The organism is Halpernia sp. GG3 (genome assembly GCF_052976925.2).
Genome location: NZ_JBRIIR020000006.1, coordinates 137,757 through 157,152, shown reverse-complemented (window position 1 = coordinate 157,152; position 19,396 = coordinate 137,757). Strand labels below are relative to the sequence as shown.

Sequence of the window (19,396 nt, the reverse complement as noted above, 5' to 3'; positions counted from 1 at the left end):
CTTGTAAATTCCTATTGATAGCCTGATTATCGAATAAGAGGCAATTAAGTTTTATCTACAACAACCGCAACAATTCTTGGTTGTTGAGTTATTAGTAGAAAGAGCGTGAAGCTCAAAAAAGATGGTATTTAAAATAAGAAAAGAATTCTTCATTGTTTCAATTGTTTTTTATATTCTCCAAAAACGGATCAGGAATTAGCACCTTGACTTCAGTCTGGTTGCTAGCGCATCAAAGAGCCTGTCTCTCAACGCTTCTTTATAAATCAATTTTAATTGACTTGATGGTACAAAATTAATTATTTTTTTGTAAAAAACAATTCTTTTGGCAATTTTTTTTATGATTATATGGAACAAAGACGGGGATTTGCAGATATAATATTTTTACCATTATCTTCTAAATATTATCTATACGAACGTAAATTGACCATTATCAAAATAAAGTTAATTTTACTTTATTTTCAATTGGTTGACACAAAGTGAAGATTTACATTATAACCATCTGATTTATAGATATATTTTGTAGTTCCTCCACCTCCACTTTTATAAAAATATTTAGCCTCATTTTAATTCATTAGTAGTTTATACAGTGTAAAATAAGAAAGTTCAATAACTTTTTATTTTGAGGAACATTGCGATGAGAAGAAAGACAAAATATTAATTATTTTCATTTTTCTTTCTCTAATCGCTTTATCATTACTTTCATTTCAAGAATTTCTTTTCTTTGAGCCGTGATAATGCTGTTTGCTAACTTTTTTACTTCCGGATCTTTAATGTCTGCTCTTTCACTTGTTAAAATAGCAATTGAATGGTGCGGAATCATGGCCTTCATCCATAAAACATCGCCGATTATCGGACTTTGCGTACGAACCAAACCTAATGCAGCAAAAAATAAACCTATACTTCCAACGATTATTCCAATATTTTTCTGCTTATTTTGATACATTTTGCGCATAAATAAAAACATGATTACAGCCATTGCTGAGATTCCAAGACAACTCATATAAAATCTCGTCAGACTGAAATAAACGTGATCCAGTTCATAAATATTAAGATACATTGTAACGTACATCGCCAAAAAAGACGCACAAAGCATCAAAATAAACGTTGTGTAACTGTTGCTTTTTGAGTGTTGGGTAGAATTTTCCATGTTACAGTAATTTTATGTTTGTAGTTTATTTAATCTTACATTTTCATGCCAGCCATTGGATCTGCGCCATGCTGAAATATATACTCACTATTCAATAAATATGCCCCACTTGTTACTACGACATCTGCGGCGGTCAATCCAGAAATTATTTCAATTACATTATTTTGAGCAACACCAATTTTTACCATTCTTATTTCATAAACACCATCTTTAATTTTAACCCAAACTGTTGCGCCTTTGCTATCTCTCAGCACCGCTTCTTGAGGAAGCATAAAAGCCTTCCGTGCTTTGTTGCTAACAGTAATATAAGCAGACATCCCAGGATGCAACTGATTTTTAATATTGGGAATGGTAACCCGCACTAAATTTATTCTACTATTTGGATCAATTTCTGGGTTGATGAAATCAATTGTTCCGTTGACGGTTTCATTTAAATCAGGAATTTGTACCGTCACATTCTGGTTCAGGCTTATTGAAGACATTTGCGTGGTGTAAACCTGCGCTTCTGCCCAAAGTGTAGAAAGATTTGCTAACTGCAATACCGGCTGACCTTCCATTACAAAACCGCCTTCATTCACATTGATTGTCGTAATATAACCGGCATCTGTGCTGTAAAACATCGTTTGAGTAGAAGTTTGCTTACTGTTTGCAAGAATTTTAACTTGTGCTTCGGACATGCCCCAAAGTAATAATTTGGTTTTTGAGCTTTCAATTACCGAATCATAATTAATCAAAGAATTACCCAATGTTTGTTTTTGCTGGATTGCATTAAGATATTCCTGTTTCGCATTATTAAGTTTTTCACTATAAATACTGTATATTTTCTCACCCTTTGCTACGTAATCGCCAATATTTTTAAAATAAAGCCGGTCAATTCTTCCGTCAACTCTGGCACTTAAGGAATAAAGTTTATCTTGGTTAAAATTTAAAGTGCCCGTCAATACCATTGTATTACTGACATTATTTTGCCCAATACTGTCCGTGTGAATATTACCTAATTTAATCTGCTCCGGACTTAACTGAATTTGCATCGCATTACCAGCGTTTTTATTTGCTTTCGAAACAGAAATCAATTTCATATTACAAATAGGACAATCCCCTGGATGGTCTTCATGAATTTGGGGATGCATACTGCACGTGTAATAGACATCTTTTTTTTGAGCGGTCGCTAATTCAGTTTTCTTTTTCGTGCATGATGTTGTAAAAGTGCCGATAAGAAAAAACGCGCCAATGAGCATTAGTAAAAATGACCACTTGAAGTGAATTTGCCGAAGCGAGACCAAAGTTGAATTAACTTCTAAATCTATATTAAAATTATTTTTTTGCATGCTTTTTTATTTTGATCCTGTCTGAATAAAACCTTCACTGTCGATGAGGTAATGTGCATTGGCTGCGACACTGTCTGTAACCTCCAAACCCATAAGAATTTCTACTTTATTATCTGCCCGAATACCAGTTGATATTTTATGCGCCCGGAAACCAGCGGGCGATTTAATAAATGCAACATCATTTCTACCCAAACTTAACACCGCTGCCTGTTGTAACCAAGTCCGCATTTTACTGTTTGTTAATATTTTTGCTGTTACCTGGCTCCCGATAATGAGCGCATTCGTATTGCGTAAATACACTCTCGCCGTCAGTGTTTTGCTGTTTGCACGAAAGAAAGGTTCAATAAAATCTACGGTTCCTTGTAGTTTTAGTGAAGGGTCAGTTTCGGGAATTATCTCCACGGCATCACCTTTATTGATTATTGATTGTTGATTGGGGAATATCTGCAGTGCTACCCAAGCTCTATTATTATTCATAATCATAAAAAGCGTTTGCCCTTTATTGACGTACATTCCTTCTTTTATGGCCAATTCCTGAGTAACAGCGCTGTTTTGCATGCCATTATTTTGATTGGCATTATTCATTGCAGCGTCATAAACTTGCCCACTGTATTTACTGTAAATACTGACTTTGTACAATGGTTTTTTAGTAGCTATTATTTTATTTAATTCAGAACTTCCCATTCCGAGTAATAATAGTTTTTGCTTTGCCGCAGTTATAAACGAGGTATTTTGTGCATCATTTCGAAGCAGGAAAATTAAATTTTCCTGAGCTGTCAATAATTCGGGTGAATAAATTTCTGCTATCTTCTGCCCAATTTTTACTTTTTGAAAGCGGTAACGCACATATAATTTTTCAATTCTGCCAGAAACATTTGCCGAGATAGAACCCGTTGCACGCGTATCGGCTTCAATAGTTCCATAAACATTTACCGGAATTTTAATATTTTCTCTCACCGGCGTTATTACTGGAAGTGATGCGACTACAAACTCATTAGTTGGTTTAAGAAGTGACCCTAATTCAATGTTTTTTACTGAAACTGCTTTTGCATTTTTTTTAATAAGTTTCATATTGCAAATAGGACAGTTTCCGGGATGGTCTTCTAAAATTTGCGGATGCATAGAGCAAGTATATAATTCTTTTGCTGCAGAAGTTATTTTTCCGATTTTATTACCTGAACCGTCACAAGAGATCATTAATGAAAAAATCCCGACGAGCATGATTATGTATATCCAAAATGTTTTCTTCATTCCATTTATTTTATTTCTAATAATTTTTCTAAATCTACCTGCATACTTAAAAGTTGCTGGAGTTGGGTAAAGTATTCCAGTTGCGTACTGTTTAATGTTTCCCAGGCATCGTAAAGTTCAAATAAATCTTCAGTATTTTGCCGATAGGCCAATAGATTACTTTGATAATTTTTTTTGAGTGCTGAAAGAATATTGTCTTTAAATAAATCAACCTGCTTTTGTTTTGCTTGGATGTCCTGCTGCATTTTATATCCCGCGCCAGTATACTCATTTGCCATCGAGGCTTTTTCTTCTGTCAAAGCCTGAGCCTGAAGTTCAAGACTTTCAATATTGGCTTTGTTCGCTCTGGTTGACCACGGCATAGGGATTGTCACCATTCCCATCAAGCTAAAAAGCATTGGTGCATTGTCGAAACGAAACATATGAGAATATTGCACGCCAAACTCTGGCTTCATACTTTGTCTTTCAATATCCTGCTTCAGATGGGCCAGCTGAATCTTCTCATCTAAAGCTTTTATATCACTTCTATTTTTGTAAAATAAATTATTATCAAATAGCATCGAAGAATAATCTTTAACTACATAAGTGGTATCAACCGAAAATTCTGCAAGTTTATCACGGTTCATCAATGTATTTAATCTTATCTTTTTTTGTTTAATTTCATTTTCTAATTCTACACGCTGGTTTTCAATTTTTCCAAGAGATGCTTTTGCCTTATAATAAGCACTTAATTTCCCTAAGCCATTTTTATATCGCGTTTCTGCATCAGTGATCATAAATTTTAAAAGTTTTTGATTTTCTGAAAGAACGGATAGTTTTTTTTTAGTAACGATCCACTCGTAATAATTGGTTTTTACTGCTGCATATAGATCGTTTAAAGCGGCTTCTTTGTCTTGTTTTGTAACAGAAGACATGCCTTTCATGTAATTTTCATTAGCATCATTAAATTTTTTATTAGGAAAAGATTGCTGCGCAGTAACCATAAAACTTCCAAGTCCATTTTGCATTTTCTGACCGTTTTCACCATTATTTCCCGCCCAAAGTGAAGTGTTATAAGGTGTCATAAAAAACCCTGTAGAAACCTGCGGCGCCATCCAGTTTCGTGCACCTTTCGACGCAGCGTCTAAGGACTTTATCTGGCTGTCATACATTTTTAATGAAGGATAAGACTGCTCTACATTATTTAAAATTTCGGGCAGCGTTAAAGTTTGTGCTGATACAGAAGTGTGTATCAATAAAAAAGGCAATATAAAAACGAGATAATATTTCATAATTTATTTGTTTTAATGTTCAATATCGGTGACTTCTATTTTGCCAAATTTCTTCAATTCATACTCTTTGTTCATTAAGAAAATAAGAGGCGTTACAAGAAGAATATAAATGGCTGAAGTAATCACACCACCAACCATCGGCAAAACAATTGGTTTCATTACATCGCTACCCACGCCGTTGCTCCATAAAATAGGAACCAAAGCAAAAAGGGAAACACTTACCGTCATAATTTTTGGGCGCAGTCTCTTTGCAGCGCCTCTGATGGTATATTCTTTTAAATCATCTTTGCTAATAGTTTCTCTGGAATTGCCTTTTATTGCGATCAGTTGCTGCATTGCATCGTTTAAATAAATTACCATCACAATGTTGGTCTCTACGGCAAGACCGAATAATGCGATAAACCCAACTGCAACTGCGACAGATAAATTGACACCCCAAAAATAAATCATAAAAGCACCGCCAATAAGTGCAAAAGGCAAGGAAATTAAACTTAATAAGGCTTCTCTCGCGGATTTGAAAGCGAAATACATACTTATGAAAATAATGAGCAGTACAAATGGCATTATCAATTTTAAAGTTCTTTCACTACGGATAAGATTTTCATATTGACCACTCCATTCCAGGAAAAATCCTTTTGGCATTTTTCCTATGGCACCGTTTAATTTTTTCTGCGCTTCCTGTACGGTACTTCCTAAATCTCTTCCCCGAACATTAAATAAAACAGTTCCCCTCAATAAAGCATTTTCTGAATTTATCATTGGCGGACCTTCTGTAATTTTTATATCAGCGAGCGCATCCAGTGGCACGGGTCCAAAATTCATCGTTTGCACCTGAAGGCGTTTTAATGCGTCAATATTATTTCTGTAATCCTGTCCAAACCTTGCGTTTACAGAAAAACGCTGTCTGCCTTCTACAGTAGTGGTAATTTGTGCGCCGCCTAAAGCACTTTCAATTACCGCATTCACATCATCCACAGATAAATTATACCGCGCAATTTCTTCACGATTCAGATTGATATCAATGTATTTTCCACCTGTTACAGGTTCTACATATAAATCTTTTATCCCTGGAATGCCTTTTAATTCATTTTTAACTACTTGTGAAAATGCGTAAATACCATCTAAGTTTTGGCCATAAACTTTTACGCCTACATCGGTTCTAATACCTGTGGACAGCATATTAATACGATTGATAATTGGTTGCGTCCAGCCATTTGTGACACCCGGAATTTGTAGTTTACTATTAAGTTCATTAATGATGCTGTCTTTGGTTATTCCTTTTCTCCATTCACTTTTTGGTTTCAACATCACAATAGTTTCAATCATGCTGATCGGTGAATTATCAGTTGCCGTATTTGCCCGTCCGGCTTTGCCTAAAACGTTCATTACTTCAGGCTGTGAAGCAATAATTTTATCTTGAACCTGCAAAATTCTTTTAACCTCAGCATTAGAAACATCGGGTAAAGTAACCGGCATAAATAGAATGCTACCTTCGTCAAGCGGCGGCATAAATTCTGAGCCTAAACTCATCACCATTGGAATGCTGATGCCAAGCGCAAGGAGCATTACAGCAATTGTGGTTTTTCTCCATTTAATACAAGCCCGTATCATTGGCTCATATGCTTTTTCCAAAAAACGATTGATAGGATTTTTGTTTTCAGGGCGAAATCTTCCTTTCATAAAAAAAGAAATCAGCACCGGCGCCAAGGTTACGACCAAGATCGCATCCATAATCATAATGAACGTTTTGGTGTAAGCGAGTGGATGAAACAGTTTGCCTTCTTGCCCAGTTAATAAAAACACAGGTAAAAATGAGGTAATTATGATAATTGTTGAAAAAAATACACCGCGCGAAACTTGTTTACAGGCACGCTCGATGATATTCATTCTTTCTTTCTCTGGAATTTTATAATAATCACTTCCCTTCCACCACTTTTTAGTTGTCTTATTTTCTTTATTCATTAGGATTATTTGATGAATGATTATTTTGATACTCAGATAAATTACGGTAAGCATTTTCACTCATGATAATGCCATTATCCACGATAATTCCTATGGCTAAAGCGACCCCGGTTAAGGACATAATATTTGAAGAAAGCCCGAAAGCATTTAATAAAATAAAACTCGCCGCAATGGTGATCGGTATTTGAATGATGATACTTAAAGCGCTGCGCCAATGCAATAAAAATACGATCACAATGATGCATACAATACTTATTTCTTCTATCAATTTATTTTTGATATTATCAATTGCGGCTTCAATTAAATGGCTTCGGTCATAGTCAATTTTAAATGTAACACCCGCAGGCAGTCCTTTTTGTACATCAGCCATTTTTTTCTTTAATGCTTTAATGACGTTATCCGCATTTTCGCCAGAACGCATGATCACAATACCGCCCACGGCTTCACCTTCACCATTCGAATCAAAAATACCTAAACGAATATTTCCGCCCATTTGAACGGTTCCTATATCTTTTACCCGAACAGGAATACCGTTCTTACTGGAAAGTGCTATATTTTCTATATCATTAATATTCTTTATATAACCTAAACCCCGGATGATGTAACCCATTCCTGCCATATCCAACTTTCTACCGCCCACATCATTATTATTAGACCTTACTTTGGTCATTACATCCATCATAGAGAGATTATAGAATTGAAGTTTTACCGGATCAACAACCAATTGGTATTGTTTTTCAAAACCACCAAAAGAGGCAACCTCAGCAACACCAGGAACAGTTTGCAGCGCTAATTTTACATACCAGTCCTGCAAGGCGCGCTGTTCGCCTAAATCTAGTTTAGGTGCATCCAAATGGTACCAAAAAATTTGACCAACTCCTGTTCCATCTGGACCAAGTGAAGGCGTTACGCCTTGCGGTAATAAGCGTTGTGCATAGTTTAGTTTTTCTAAAACCCTGGTCCGAGCCCAATATAGATCAACATCATCCTCAAAAACAATGTACACAAAACTCATCCCGAACATGGAAGTACCACGGATGTCTTTTACCTTGGGAACACCCTGCAGATTGCTCACCAAAGGGTAAGTAACTTGGTCTTCCATGATTTGCGGACTTTGTCCTTGCCATTCTGTAAATACAATGACTTGATTTTCACTCAAATCAGGAATAGCATCAACAGGATTTCGCTGGATATTATAAATTCCCCAACCAAATAGCACAATTGCAAGTCCTAAAACAATGTACCTGTTCCGAAGCGAGATTTCGATTAATTTATTTACCATTTTAAAATTTGATCAATATTGCTTTTCCATTGCGCATTAGCAAAGCAAAAAATGGTAGTACTGGTATCCTCACTTTTAAATTTTTCATTTTATTTTTTTTACAAACTATTTTTTTTTTGAGTCATCCATTTAATCATTTCTTGTTTTTCAGCCGGTGAAAATTTTGCGTTTATATGGATAACAGTGTAAGAACTCAAAGGCATTTCACCATCATTAATTTGGTTAATAATAAATTTTAATTTGCTTTGTTTCTTTCGATCAGAATATTTCCCCCAGTCATTAAAATTCAATTCTTCTTTTCCATCTATTATATGATTTTCCATAAACTTTGCAACTGGCTGAATTTTACTGTACCAGGGATAATAGGTGTTATTACTATGACAATCATAGCAGGATATCAGCAACTTATTTTTAATTTTTGCCGGAACATTATTTACCAAAATAAAGTCACTTTTAAAAGTTTTTTGGCTTTTATTTAGATGACTTGGTATAAATTGTATTCCAATGAATGCGATCAATAAAAGCGTTGCTATGATCTTGAAAATTTTCATTTAGTTCAGCTCCTTTTCCATACTGCCACAAGTCATCATTTTACTTCCTAAGTACGGATTTTTAATTTCTTTGCTTGCACTTAACCAGTTGCTTCCGCCGTCATACATTGGGCAAGACATTTGATATATTTTACCTTCTACTCCGGTAATTGCGATCATATCAGTAATATCTTTGGTTAATAATTTAAAATGTTCCCGTTGATGATCAATTTCACTTTTGCTAATATGCTCAGCATTCTCTTTTGCATCAGTGATGATATCTTTTAAATCTTTTTGTTGTGACGCAGTGTATTTACTCAAATCACAACTACTCAAAGATGCCTCCATTGCTAATCCTGCTTTTGCTGCACCGTCTTTATTAGTTGCCACCAATGCATCTTTAAGCGTCATATAATCTGTAACAACCTGTTTCGTACTAGTCGTTTGTGAATTAGTTACTGCCGTTTTTCCAGACTTTATCGTGGTGCTATTCATTGCGGTTTCTTTAGAAGATTTATTGTCTTTGCAAGAAAACGCGGTTAGACTTAATAGAACTGTTGTTACAATTGTTACGGTCATTTTTAGATCTGTCATTTTTTTAAAATTTAATTATTAATATTATTTTATTATTTTATTTAAAATTTGATTGATGGGGCACTACCTGAATTTTTACCTTAAGGAAGTGGATTAATAAAGTTGAAAAACGAAAATATTCGGAAAAGCATCATACTTCTTGTGAGAGATATTCTTGGTTTTTAAACCACTGCAAACTCTGGAATTAAGGTTAGCAAGTAAGGCGTTAAAAAACGAAAACTTGCTACTTAACCATTTGCCATCGGGCAATAAATCACGAATACTGGTTTATCATCCAACTTAAATTTGTTGCGTAAGGCACTCAAATTTTCAGATAAATGGCCGAATTTTTCTCTTTGCGTTTCTATGCTCCGGCTTTCTGCAATTTGTAAAGCGTCTTTTCTAAGTTCGTTAATATTTGCTTTAGAAATAACCTTAAAGTCAATCATAGAAGCAGATTTTATAAATTGATCGGCAGCTTTTGAAGCATCATCTGAGTTGTCGGAAACTAGTGCGTTTTTAATATTTAAGTAGCTTTCAAATACTTTTGAAACTGAAGCATCACTTTTTTGAGCTGAGAAATTTAGGATAGAAAATACCGTTAAGAAAGCGATAAAAATTAATTTTTTCATTTTATTAATTTTAGATTTTTTTAAAATAGAAGTAGTCCAAAGATAATTTGGACACAGTTGATCTTCATTCTTCAAAAGAAAAATGACGTTTCTATTCTAAATTCTAAAATTACAGTTGGTAACAAATAACGCGACACGCTGTTTATCAGGCGGTGCGTTCATGTGAACTGAGAAATAATTTTGCTTTAAGACCGGCGTCAAAAATTCAGCAAAATAAACTTTGGGAAGGATTGCTACGATTAGTGAATCGCCTACAAATGACATATCTGCTTTCTGTGCAACGTCCGTTTTTAAAATCTTTATTTGATGCTTACAGCAATCTTTCTCTTTTTTAGTACCGCAAAAATCACATGATTTTTTGGAAGTGCCAGAAAAAATTGAAATTTTATTCAAGCAAGAATTAACGTCATAGACCATTCCGGAAGAAAATCCGAAATAGAAAACAGTTAACATTATTGCGAGAATTTTTTTCAATTTGCTTATATTGAATACAAATATAAGTAATTAAACCATAAAAATTCGTATTTTTCAATCATATGGCTCATAAACTAAATTTTAAATTTCCTCCAAAGGATTCCAAAATATTTTTCTGAAATTTTGAATCTTATTGCCTTCCACCGAAATACCTTCCTCATTTAATTTTTCGGTAAATTTTTTCAAACAATCTGCGGTGATAAAACCGGAAGCATTACAAACGCGGTGCGCCGGAAAATCTTCCTCATAATTGCCCAAAGCATTTCCCACGTGGCGCGAATGATTGGGAAAACCGACCGCTTTGGCGATCGCGCCGTAAGAAGTGACTCTTCCTTTTGGAATTAATTTTATGACCTCAAAAACCTGTTCTTTAAAAAGTGGATCCATATTTAAATGTAGAGTTTTTTATTTTTTTACCACACGATGCAATCTTGCGGGAGCAAGGGAATTTCATTTTTTGGCAAGTTATTTTGTGAAAATCGATGTCGCGGATTTGCAATCCGTGATTATGATCTAAAAGTTATTTTCATATTTAAAATAAGGTCTTATTTCTTTAATGAATTTACTGTTTCTAATTTCTCTGCTATTTTTATTTTATGGTAACGGGTTGCAAATCCGCGACATCGGAATCGTTTACTGCATTAAAGTTGTCGATTTTAGAATAGTAATCGGCATTAATTTTTTCTTTTTGATAGTAAGAAAAAGCTAATAATAGAACTTTATGGTCACGGATTGCAAATCCGCGACATCGGAATTTTCTTTTCTTCGTCGTATTTATGATGTGGATATGTTTCAATTCCAGTGACACAGGTCTCTGGTAAAAGAGGTAAAAATGCTGTTCCTTTTTCTGATATTAGTTGAATGCCTCCAGTACAATAATATTTAATAATTTCTATAAACCGATCAGTATCATTTTTCTGATTAATCATTGTCGAATTAAAAATATTGATTTCATTTTGAACTAATTTTCTCTTTTGAGATTTAATGAAAAAATAATTTAAAATTAAAAGACCTAAAAGTATTAATGAAATTTTCCAATTAAAAAATAAAACTATTAAACTGATAACAAGTAAAACAGCGTTTAGGAATGTGAAAATTCTCGTTTTTTCAAATAAGTTTATCTCTCTCGCTTGAGCAAGCCTTTTAACATCGGGATTAGTTCTAATCTTATGTTGAGAAATTAACTCTTCAAATTCATTCCAATAATTACAAAAACTTATACACGTTTTAATAACTGGCTCTGTTAAATTTTCTCCAAAATTCTTCTTCAGAATTTCTAAAATTTCAATGTTTCGCTTTATATCCATAGTTTTATTTATAGTTTCTCCAACTTGTATATATGTTTAACAAAACTGTACAAATACACCCAGAATTGGACAGATATCGATAAGGTTGTTAATCTTTATTAATAAATCAAATATAATAAAAGAGATTTAATAAAAAAAACGGGAAACCGTAATGAGATAAATTATTTCTTCCCGTCCAAAGAAAAACGACCCAAAATTCTAGCCGCGATAAAAGCGGCATCCTTTTTCTTCCCGATTTAAATCGGGAAGAAAAAGATATAGCGGATAGCGTGTACAATCTTCGAAGAAGCGAAAACCGTCTTGCTCCCAAAAATTTAAAATATTATCTTTGTTAAAATTTAAAACAATGAGCAAACCGATCACGGAATTTATAGAAAAATATTACTTGCACTTCAACTCTGCGGCTTTGGTGGACGCCTCAAAAGGTTATGTGGCGCACTTGAAAGACGGCGGAAAAATGATGATTACTTTGGCGGGCGCAATGTCAACCGCAGAAATAGGGAAAATTTTAGCAGAAATGATCCGTCAGGATAAAGTGGATATTATTTCCTGCACCGGCGCAAATTTGGAAGAGGATTTAATGAATTTAGTGGCGCATTCGCATTATGAAAGAGTGCCGCATTACAGAGATTTGACGGCGCAGGATGAATGGAATTTATTGGAAAGAGGTTTGAACCGTGTGACTGATACCTGTATTCCGGAAGAGGAAGCATTTAGACGTTTGCAAAAACACATCGTGGAAATCTGGAAAGATGCAGAAGCGAAAGGCGACCGTTTTTTTCCACACGAATATATGTATAAAATGCTTTTATCAGGTGTTTTGGAACAATATTATGAAATCCCAAAAGAGAATTCCTGGATGTTGGCGGCGGCGGAAAAAAATCTGCCAATCGTTGTTCCAGGCTGGGAAGATTCTACCATGGGAAATATTTTTTCCAGTTATTGTATCAAAGGTGAACTACAACCTTCCACGGTGAAATCTGGGATTGAATATATGATGTATTTGGCAGATTGGTATCCGAAAAATTCTGGCGGAAAAGGTGTTGGTTTTTTCCAAGTTGGTGGTGGCATTGCGGGCGATTTCCCGATTTGCGTTGTTCCAATGTTGTATCAGGATATGGAAATGACTGATATTCCATTTTGGTCTTATTTCTGTCAGATCTCAGATTCTACGACGTCTTACGGCTCTTATTCGGGTGCCGTTCCGAACGAAAAAATTACCTGGGGAAAACTGGATATTCACACTCCGAAATATATTGTAGAAAGTGATGCAACGATTTGTGCGCCGCTGATGTTTTCTTATATTTTGGAAAATTCTTAATTAAGAGCCAAGATTTTAGAGCCAAGAATCAAGATTTAAATCAAATACCTTTAACCCTTTCAGTCTTAAAAGACTGAAAGGGTTTTTGATTCCAGAAAAACGCATTTTTTTTAAATATGAAAAATGTCAAGTTTATTTACAAAGCACTTTAAAAAGAAGTATGTAAATTTGAAATTAATTAAATTGATCTTCTGAAATTAATTCTTTCCATATTTATTCTTTTAACGATCGCATTTCGTCCCATTTTGCCTTTGGTAGATTATGTCGTAAATTATAATTTCATCGTCAAACATCTTTGCGAAAATCGCGGAAAACCTGAAATGATGTGTAACGGTAAATGCTATCTGACGAAAGAACTTTTAAAAACCACAGATAATTCTTTAAAATCTGGAATCGTAAAAATCAACACGTTTGGATTTACAGACGTTTTTATTGTTACTGAAAAATTTAGTTTTGGAAATATTTTTGAATTTAACTCTGAAAAATCCCGATCTCAGACTTTAAAAGTTGGTGATTATAACTTCAATCCTTTTTCGAAAATTTTTCATCCACCGCTGGTTTAATTGAAACTTATTTTACGCTTATCAATTATTTAAGCGTTTCAATTAATTTTCTAAATTAAAAATTCATTCTATGAAATTATATTCTATAATGGTGCTTTTTGCCATACCTCTTCTTTCCTGCACGCAGAAAGACCTTCAAGTAAAACATGTCGTTACTGCAACACCAGTTGACAATTTAAAAAATGTAAAAGTCGTAAATACAGAAGATCCTGTATGCAAAATGCCTACAGCAGATTTTTTAAAGTTCACCTCAAACTACAAAGGCAAAACTTACGGCTTTTGTAGTCTTTCATGTAAAACTAAATTTATTAAAAATCCCGAAAAATATTTACAATGACAGACGACAATATCAAATCAAAATCTAAACTGAAAATAATCATACCGATTGCCGTAATTGTCCTTTTAATTGCGGGTATTTGGACAGGTTTGAATTATTATAATTCTCAACTTAAAATAGTGATGAAAGTGCCGCATTTTGAATTAACAGATCAGAACAGCAAAAAAATTACAGATAAAGATATGCTTGGAAAAGTTTATTTAGTTGAGTTTTTTTACAGCACTTGTCCGACGATTTGTCCTGTTATGAATTCAAATATGAAATATATTGATAAAACCATAAATAACCCAAATTTTGGGATAATTTCTATAAGTATCGATCCCACTCACGATACACCGGAAGTTCTAAAAAACCACGCAAGAATGATTGGCGCCACATCTAAAAACTGGCATTTTCTCACTGGCGACCGAACTTACATCAGCAAATTAGCAGACCAATTTAATATTTATGTCGGTAAAGAATCTGACAATGCAGAAAGTTTGAACCATAGCGGAATGATTGCTTTAGTCAATAAAGAAGGAACTATCGTGTGCCGGACTAAAGAGGATGAACACAGAATGCCGATTGTTTATTATTCAGGCTTAAATTATTCTGATTCAGATGGAACCGAAGCTAAATTAACCGGAGAATACCATCCAGACCGGGAACTATTGATTGAAGATATTCAAAAATTGTTGAAATAATTTAGCAAAAATTAAAAGGCTTTCAAATTGAGAGCCTTTTTTCTTCTCAACAATTTACTTTACTTCCTGTCCCGTATAGAAATTATAATCTTTAATAATGACTTGAATAAATTGCCTTTCGGTAAAATCGCGTGGGTCAATCTGTATTTTTAAAATATCTTTTATTTTATTTGAAAGTTGAGTCATTAGTTGACGGTCATCAATTTTCATGGCTTTCTGGAAATTTTCTTTAATGATTCGCATGTCATTATCAGACAAGGAAATAACAGTCGGGAAAGTCGGAATGTAATTTTCTTTTAAATTTTCTAAAATAGTATTAGAGATATTCACTTTATTTTTTAAAGTAATCACGCTGCAACCAGAAACCATATCGCCTAATCTTTGGTTATTTTTAGAAACAATGACACTTACTAAACCAATGACACCAGAATTCGACCAAATATCAACCAAACGGAAAAACCAGCGCATCAGATAATCACTGAAACTCGCCTGATAACCGTCAATTTTTACCACTTTAATACCGAGTAGTTTTTTGCCAAATGTCTGCCCTTCCATTAAACTTTCAAAAAGCAAAGTATAAATTATAGTCGGGAACAATAAAATGATCATAATGGTGGCGGAAGACCAATTATCTAAACTTGATAAAAAAACACCAAGGTCTAAAATATGATAAAAAATATATAAAACAGAAATTCCATAAATAACCTTAATTGCCATATCTATGAAAAATGCTGCAATTCTTTCGCCTACACTCGCCGTAGAGAAATTTATATTCACATTTTGAGAAGTGTTGATTGCAATTTGAGACATATTTTATATTTTAGCAGAAGATATGAGAGAGGTTGCTTTTATAAAACAAAATAAAGAAAAATGGTTGGGAATTGAGCAAATCATCAGTGGAAAAATTAAAAAAAATCCAGATGATCTTGCATCTCTTTATATCAATCTTGTAAATGATCTTTCATTTGCGCAAACTTATTACCCAAAAAGTAAAGTGACGGTTTATATTAATCATCTTTCTTCCCAAATCTTTCAGCAAATTTATAAAACGAAACGCATTGAGAAAAATCGATTTTTTTATTTTTTTAAAACTGAGGTACCGCTTTTAGTTTATCAATATCGCCGTTATATGCTTTATGCTTTTGTGTTTTTTACACTTTTTACTGCGATAGGATTTATTTCTACTTTTTATGATAAAGATTTTCCGCGCTCACTTTTGGGCGATGAATATGTCAATATGACCATTGAAAATATTAAGAAAGGAAATGCAGTTGGTGTTTATGCAAGTGGTTCAAATTGGGGAACGGCTTTTTCGATAATTTTTAATAATTTAATGGTTGGTGCAAAACTTTATATTTGGGGCATTTTCGGCGGCGTTGGAAGTTTATATGCTTTGCTTCAAAATTCGATAATGCTTGGTGCGTTTCAATATTTTTTTAAAGCGCAAGGTGCTTTGGTTGATAGTGCGCGAGGCATTTGGTTACATGGCGTTTTTGAAATTTTTAGTATGGTAATAGAAACAATGGCGGGATTAATTTTAGGCGCCTCTATTTTATTTCCAAAAACTTTAAGCCGGTTTAATTCCTTTAAAATAGGTTTTAAAGACAGTTTTAAAATTTTTCTTTCTACTGTTCCTTTTACCATTGTTGCAGGATTAATCGAAGGTTTTGTTACCAGATACGCATTGAAAATGCCCGTTTTTTTAAACCTACTAATAATTTTCGGAACGCTTTCTATCATTGTCTTCTACTATTTTATATACTCAAGAATTAGACATAAAAAACTTACTTATGCTTCAATTTTACCAGAATAGGGATTTCGGTCAACTCGTAAGTGATACTTTTCAATTTTTCAAAGACCATGGAAAAAATTATTTTAAAAATTATTTGGCGCTAAATGGTACTTTATTGTTGCTTTTAGTGGCGCTGTATGTTGTCGGTTACAAGAGTATTTTTGCTCAAATGTTCTCGGGAAATGTCAATGGACAATCTTACTATTTTGAACAATATTTTCAGGAAAATGTTGGAATAATGGTCGTTTTTGGCTTATTATTTTTGTTTCTTGGTTTAGCTTGTATTTTTTTAATTTATACTTTCCCGGTACTTTATTTAAAACGTTTGGCTGAAACTAGCGATCAAAACATTAGTACTAATCAACTTTTGGGCGATTTAAAAACACACTTATGGAAATTTGTGAAATTTGTTTTTGGAATGTTTTTCATTATGTTACCAATTACAGCAATTTTAATGACCGTCTCTGTTTTTCTAATGTTTATTATCATTGGATTTTTCCTCATTCTTTTGCTCTTCCCAACTTTAGCGAATATTGTTAATTTTACGCTTTTTCATTATTTTAATACCAATAATGGTTTCTTCGCATCACTTCGATATGGTTTCAAAGCACAATTTTCATATTCAAATAATCGGTTAAAAACGCCTTTCTGGAAATATTGGGCATCATCAATAGTTATATATTTAATCGTTCAAGTGGTTTCAAGTATTATTCTTTTTATACCAACAGTCATTATGGGTGTTTCGGTTTTTACGGTCCCGTCAGATAATCCACATGCAGCGATGAGTCAGTTTTTTAATGGCGGTTTGGGAATTTTATTTTTTGTTTTCTACGCCATTTCTATTTTATTTACTTTCGTTTTAATGAACTTAAATTACATCAATTCAGGACTAATGTATTACGACAGCAGATTAGACCTCCACAGAAATGAAGATTTCGCAGAAATTGAAAGCATTGGTACTAATGAAATTTAAATACCTATTCCTACTGCTTTTTATTTTGAGTTCCAGTATTTCGGCGCAGGAAGGTACTTTGCCGATTCCCGTGAAAAAAGTTTTAGATACTTTAAATAATCCGAAAGAAAATATGCTACCAGCAGATTCAATTTTAAAAAAAAATTACGAAACAAAGAACACAATTTATCAGAAAAATTTTTCACCAAATTTTCATAAAAAATATACCAGTAAAGCGTTCGATTATGAAGTTTTAAAACCGCACGAATCTTTGTGGGAAAGAATTAAAAGAAATATAACTAGAATTCTTCGTAAAATTTTCGGTGATTTAGATCCATTGACGGCAAACCGATACACATTTAATGTCTTGCGAATTTTAGGTATTGTTACTTTGGCTTTTTTACTTTATTATTTAGTTAAATATTTAAATTCTAAAAACGGTAGTTTCTTTTTTGGTAGGAAAAATAAAAATCTCGCACCAATTTCTAGCGAGATTCATGAAAATATCCACGAGATTAATCTCCCTGAATTAATAATGAAATATGAGTTAATTAAAGATTTCCGTTCCGCGATCAGATATCGGTTTCTGTACGTTTTAAAGACACTTTCAGATAAAAATAAAATCACTTGGATGCCCGAAAAAACTAACCAAGATTACATTTCAGAACTAAAAGAAGAAACGTCGAAAAAGCAATTTTTAGATTTAACATATATTTTTGATTACGTTTGGTATGGCGAGTTTTCACTCTCACAAAGTGATTATGATTACTACAAAGAAAAATTTCAAAATACCCGATTTTAATGAGTAAAACTTTTAAAACATACGGTATCTTATTTCTGGTAATTGCAATTTTATTGGCCATTTTACAACTTAATAAAAAGGAAATTATTGATTGGCGGAAGAACTTTGATACAGCAGAAAAAAGTCCTTTCGGTTTGTATGTTTTTAATAAAGAAGTCAATGAACTTTTAAATAATCAAGTTTCAAAATCTAATAAATCGCCTTACGCTTTTTATAGTCAGAACAACAAAATGGCAGCACATAATATTTTGATCATTAATCAAGATTTAAATAAAATGGCTGGAGACAAAATTTTAGCGCAAGTCAATGATGGTTCAGATGCGTTAGTTTTTAGTGAAAACTTTCCAAAATATTTTCAGTCTCAATTGCAATTTTTGACCACAAATCTAAATGATAGCGATAAAAATATCTTAAAATTAACGGATATTAAATATAAAAATGACAGTCTCGTTATAGATAAATTTCCAACTGTAAATGGTTTTTATTACTTAAAACAGACACATGACATTTTAGGTAAATCTGATTATTATAAAAGTGAATTAGCAGCCAATTTTATAAAAATAAATTACGGGAAAGGACATGTATATTTGCATACAGAGCCTCTAATTTTAACGAATTATTATTTACTTAAACCGCAGAATAAAAAATACGTTGAAGATGTTTTCTCTTATTTACCCAGCAGAAAAACCATTTGGTTCATCGAAGCAAAATCGTCAGAATCGCCGCAGAAATCGTCACCGCTGAGTTTTATTTTGGCAAATCCGGCTTTAAGATACGCCTGGTATTTACTTTTAGTAGGTTTACTTTTATTTGTTATTTTTAATGTAAAGCGTAAGCAAAGAATTATTCCAGTTATTGAACCTTTAAAGAATACCTCAGTAGAATTTGTGAAAAGTATTGGAAACCTTTATCTTCAGGAAGGCGATTTTCATGATATGATGGCGAAGAAATCCCAGTATTTTTTGCACCGTGTTCGCTTAGATTTAATGATTGACACACAAGATTTAAATGAAATTTTTGCCCAAAAACTTCACTTAAAAACTGGTAAAAATTTAGATAAAATAAATGAGGCTTTAGTTTTAATTAAAAAAAGTGAAGATCCCTATTCCTCAGTTATGAAAGAAGATCTACTTGCTTTAAATCGAATTTTAGATGAAATTTTGCCTCAATAATAACTATTAATTTTATA

Annotated in this window: 21 protein-coding genes and 1 riboswitch; of the genes, 8 read left to right on the top strand and 13 right to left on the bottom strand. The window is 33.2% G+C overall.

Annotated features, from left to right (window positions below):
• Nucleotides 1–165: 165 nt before the first annotated feature.
• Nucleotides 166–265: riboswitch (SAM riboswitch) on the bottom strand.
• A gap of 399 nt (nucleotides 266–664) precedes the next feature.
• From ACVBED_RS01690 to ACVBED_RS01635, 12 genes are all read right to left on the bottom strand, one after another.
• Complete coding sequence (locus tag ACVBED_RS01690) at nucleotides 665–1,147, bottom strand: DUF305 domain-containing protein (RefSeq protein WP_447120853.1); 483 nt, start codon at nucleotides 1,145–1,147, stop codon at nucleotides 665–667.
• Between the two features lie 35 nt (nucleotides 1,148–1,182).
• Complete coding sequence (locus ACVBED_RS01685; protein WP_447120852.1) at nucleotides 1,183–2,475, bottom strand: efflux RND transporter periplasmic adaptor subunit; 1,293 nt, start codon at nucleotides 2,473–2,475, stop codon at nucleotides 1,183–1,185.
• A 6-nt stretch (nucleotides 2,476–2,481) separates the two neighbouring features.
• The gene (locus ACVBED_RS01680) at nucleotides 2,482–3,726 is read right to left on the bottom strand and encodes a heavy metal-binding domain-containing protein (protein ID WP_447120851.1); all 1,245 of its coding nucleotides are present in this window, start codon (nucleotides 3,724–3,726) and stop codon (nucleotides 2,482–2,484) included.
• Nucleotides 3,727–3,731: 5 nt separating this feature from the next.
• Nucleotides 3,732–4,997 carry a TolC family protein gene (locus ACVBED_RS01675; protein ID WP_447120850.1) on the bottom strand — a complete coding sequence of 422 codons (1,266 nt, stop codon included), beginning with the start codon at nucleotides 4,995–4,997 and terminating at the stop codon, nucleotides 3,732–3,734.
• A 12-nt stretch (nucleotides 4,998–5,009) separates the two neighbouring features.
• Nucleotides 5,010–6,959 carry an efflux RND transporter permease subunit gene (locus ACVBED_RS01670; RefSeq protein ID WP_447120849.1) on the bottom strand — a complete coding sequence of 650 codons (1,950 nt, stop codon included), beginning with the start codon at nucleotides 6,957–6,959 and terminating at the stop codon, nucleotides 5,010–5,012.
• Nucleotides 6,952–8,241 carry an efflux RND transporter permease subunit gene (locus tag ACVBED_RS01665; protein ID WP_447120848.1) on the bottom strand — a complete coding sequence of 430 codons (1,290 nt, stop codon included), beginning with the start codon at nucleotides 8,239–8,241 and terminating at the stop codon, nucleotides 6,952–6,954. Before ACVBED_RS01665 ends, ACVBED_RS01670 begins: the two co-directional genes overlap by 8 nt.
• 98 nt (nucleotides 8,242–8,339) lie before the next feature.
• Nucleotides 8,340–8,792 (bottom strand): heme-binding domain-containing protein, encoded by a 453-nt coding sequence (locus ACVBED_RS01660; protein WP_447120847.1) that lies wholly within the window; start codon nucleotides 8,790–8,792, stop codon nucleotides 8,340–8,342.
• The gene (locus tag ACVBED_RS01655) at nucleotides 8,793–9,365 is read right to left on the bottom strand and encodes a DUF3347 domain-containing protein (protein ID WP_447120846.1); all 573 of its coding nucleotides are present in this window, start codon (nucleotides 9,363–9,365) and stop codon (nucleotides 8,793–8,795) included.
• Between the two features lie 227 nt (nucleotides 9,366–9,592).
• The gene (locus tag ACVBED_RS01650) at nucleotides 9,593–9,976 is read right to left on the bottom strand and encodes a DUF3347 domain-containing protein (RefSeq protein ID WP_447120845.1); all 384 of its coding nucleotides are present in this window, start codon (nucleotides 9,974–9,976) and stop codon (nucleotides 9,593–9,595) included.
• A gap of 96 nt (nucleotides 9,977–10,072) precedes the next feature.
• Nucleotides 10,073–10,450, bottom strand: a complete 378-nt coding sequence (locus ACVBED_RS01645; protein WP_473094396.1) for an HYC_CC_PP family protein — start codon at nucleotides 10,448–10,450, stop codon at nucleotides 10,073–10,075.
• Between the two features lie 81 nt (nucleotides 10,451–10,531).
• Nucleotides 10,532–10,837 carry an MGMT family protein gene (locus ACVBED_RS01640; protein ID WP_447120843.1) on the bottom strand — a complete coding sequence of 102 codons (306 nt, stop codon included), beginning with the start codon at nucleotides 10,835–10,837 and terminating at the stop codon, nucleotides 10,532–10,534.
• Nucleotides 10,838–11,175: 338 nt separating this feature from the next.
• Nucleotides 11,176–11,757, bottom strand: coding sequence for a hypothetical protein (locus tag ACVBED_RS01635; RefSeq protein WP_447120842.1), 582 nt, complete (start codon nucleotides 11,755–11,757; stop codon nucleotides 11,176–11,178).
• Nucleotides 11,758–12,103: 346 nt separating this feature from the next.
• On the opposite strand from ACVBED_RS01635, the gene ACVBED_RS01630 reads away from it, so the two are divergent.
• The 4 genes from ACVBED_RS01630 (at nucleotide 12,104) to ACVBED_RS01615 (ending at nucleotide 14,661) form a co-directional block, all read left to right on the top strand.
• Entirely contained in the window at nucleotides 12,104–13,078 is a 975-nt protein-coding gene (locus tag ACVBED_RS01630) for a deoxyhypusine synthase family protein (protein WP_447120841.1), read from the top strand.
• Between the two features lie 323 nt (nucleotides 13,079–13,401).
• On the top strand, nucleotides 13,402–13,641 hold the full coding sequence (locus ACVBED_RS01625; protein WP_473094395.1) for a hypothetical protein: 240 nt from the start codon (nucleotides 13,402–13,404) through the stop codon (nucleotides 13,639–13,641).
• 70 nt (nucleotides 13,642–13,711) lie between these two features.
• Nucleotides 13,712–13,978 (top strand): YHS domain-containing protein, encoded by a 267-nt coding sequence (locus ACVBED_RS01620; protein WP_447120839.1) that lies wholly within the window; start codon nucleotides 13,712–13,714, stop codon nucleotides 13,976–13,978.
• Complete coding sequence (locus tag ACVBED_RS01615) at nucleotides 13,975–14,661, top strand: SCO family protein (RefSeq protein WP_447120838.1); 687 nt, start codon at nucleotides 13,975–13,977, stop codon at nucleotides 14,659–14,661. Before ACVBED_RS01620 ends, ACVBED_RS01615 begins: the two co-directional genes overlap by 4 nt.
• Before the next feature lie 54 nt (nucleotides 14,662–14,715).
• Here the strand turns inward: ACVBED_RS01615 and ACVBED_RS01610 are convergent, their stop codons facing one another.
• Nucleotides 14,716–15,471 (bottom strand): RDD family protein, encoded by a 756-nt coding sequence (locus tag ACVBED_RS01610; RefSeq protein ID WP_447120837.1) that lies wholly within the window; start codon nucleotides 15,469–15,471, stop codon nucleotides 14,716–14,718.
• Between the two features lie 22 nt (nucleotides 15,472–15,493).
• Here ACVBED_RS01610 and ACVBED_RS01605 point away from each other — a divergent pair, with 22 nt between their 5' ends.
• The 4 genes from ACVBED_RS01605 to ACVBED_RS01590 are packed head-to-tail and all read left to right on the top strand — an operon-like array spanning nucleotide 15,494 to nucleotide 19,379.
• Nucleotides 15,494–16,474, top strand: coding sequence for a stage II sporulation protein M (locus ACVBED_RS01605; RefSeq protein WP_447120836.1), 981 nt, complete (start codon nucleotides 15,494–15,496; stop codon nucleotides 16,472–16,474).
• Nucleotides 16,452–17,426, top strand: coding sequence for a DUF4013 domain-containing protein (locus ACVBED_RS01600; protein ID WP_447120835.1), 975 nt, complete (start codon nucleotides 16,452–16,454; stop codon nucleotides 17,424–17,426). The genes ACVBED_RS01605 and ACVBED_RS01600 overlap by 23 nt, the downstream gene beginning before the upstream one ends.
• Nucleotides 17,416–18,207: a DUF4129 domain-containing protein gene (locus tag ACVBED_RS01595; protein WP_447120834.1), complete on the top strand. Its 792-nt coding sequence runs from the start codon at nucleotides 17,416–17,418 to the stop codon at nucleotides 18,205–18,207. The genes ACVBED_RS01600 and ACVBED_RS01595 overlap by 11 nt, the downstream gene beginning before the upstream one ends.
• Nucleotides 18,207–19,379: a DUF4350 domain-containing protein gene (locus ACVBED_RS01590; RefSeq protein WP_447120833.1), complete on the top strand. Its 1,173-nt coding sequence runs from the start codon at nucleotides 18,207–18,209 to the stop codon at nucleotides 19,377–19,379. Before ACVBED_RS01595 ends, ACVBED_RS01590 begins: the two co-directional genes overlap by 1 nt.
• The last annotated feature ends 17 nt before the right edge of the window (nucleotides 19,380–19,396 follow it).

Bases quoted from the DNA above. Each gene is read 5' to 3' on its own strand.
- ACVBED_RS01690 (WP_447120853.1), bottom strand. From the start codon at position 1,147: ATGGAAAATTCTACCCAACACTCAAAAAGCAACAGTTACACAACGTTT.
- ACVBED_RS01685 (WP_447120852.1), bottom strand. From the start codon at position 2,475: ATGCAAAAAAATAATTTTAATATAGATTTAGAAGTTAATTCAACTTTG.
- ACVBED_RS01680 (WP_447120851.1), bottom strand. From the start codon at position 3,726: ATGAAGAAAACATTTTGGATATACATAATCATGCTCGTCGGGATTTTT.
- ACVBED_RS01675 (WP_447120850.1), bottom strand. From the start codon at position 4,997: ATGAAATATTATCTCGTTTTTATATTGCCTTTTTTATTGATACACACT.
- ACVBED_RS01670 (WP_447120849.1), bottom strand. From the start codon at position 6,959: ATGAATAAAGAAAATAAGACAACTAAAAAGTGGTGGAAGGGAAGTGAT.
- ACVBED_RS01665 (WP_447120848.1), bottom strand. From the start codon at position 8,241: ATGGTAAATAAATTAATCGAAATCTCGCTTCGGAACAGGTACATTGTT.
- ACVBED_RS01660 (WP_447120847.1), bottom strand. From the start codon at position 8,792: ATGAAAATTTTCAAGATCATAGCAACGCTTTTATTGATCGCATTCATT.
- ACVBED_RS01655 (WP_447120846.1), bottom strand. From the start codon at position 9,365: ATGACAGATCTAAAAATGACCGTAACAATTGTAACAACAGTTCTATTA.
- ACVBED_RS01650 (WP_447120845.1), bottom strand. From the start codon at position 9,976: ATGAAAAAATTAATTTTTATCGCTTTCTTAACGGTATTTTCTATCCTA.
- ACVBED_RS01640 (WP_447120843.1), bottom strand. From the start codon at position 10,837: ATGGATCCACTTTTTAAAGAACAGGTTTTTGAGGTCATAAAATTAATT.
- ACVBED_RS01635 (WP_447120842.1), bottom strand. From the start codon at position 11,757: ATGGATATAAAGCGAAACATTGAAATTTTAGAAATTCTGAAGAAGAAT.
- ACVBED_RS01630 (WP_447120841.1), top strand. From the start codon at position 12,104: ATGAGCAAACCGATCACGGAATTTATAGAAAAATATTACTTGCACTTC.
- ACVBED_RS01625 (WP_473094395.1), top strand. From the start codon at position 13,402: ATGTGTAACGGTAAATGCTATCTGACGAAAGAACTTTTAAAAACCACA.
- ACVBED_RS01620 (WP_447120839.1), top strand. From the start codon at position 13,712: ATGAAATTATATTCTATAATGGTGCTTTTTGCCATACCTCTTCTTTCC.
- ACVBED_RS01615 (WP_447120838.1), top strand. From the start codon at position 13,975: ATGACAGACGACAATATCAAATCAAAATCTAAACTGAAAATAATCATA.
- ACVBED_RS01610 (WP_447120837.1), bottom strand. From the start codon at position 15,471: ATGTCTCAAATTGCAATCAACACTTCTCAAAATGTGAATATAAATTTC.
- ACVBED_RS01605 (WP_447120836.1), top strand. From the start codon at position 15,494: ATGAGAGAGGTTGCTTTTATAAAACAAAATAAAGAAAAATGGTTGGGA.
- ACVBED_RS01600 (WP_447120835.1), top strand. From the start codon at position 16,452: ATGCTTCAATTTTACCAGAATAGGGATTTCGGTCAACTCGTAAGTGAT.
- ACVBED_RS01595 (WP_447120834.1), top strand. From the start codon at position 17,416: ATGAAATTTAAATACCTATTCCTACTGCTTTTTATTTTGAGTTCCAGT.
- ACVBED_RS01590 (WP_447120833.1), top strand. From the start codon at position 18,207: ATGAGTAAAACTTTTAAAACATACGGTATCTTATTTCTGGTAATTGCA.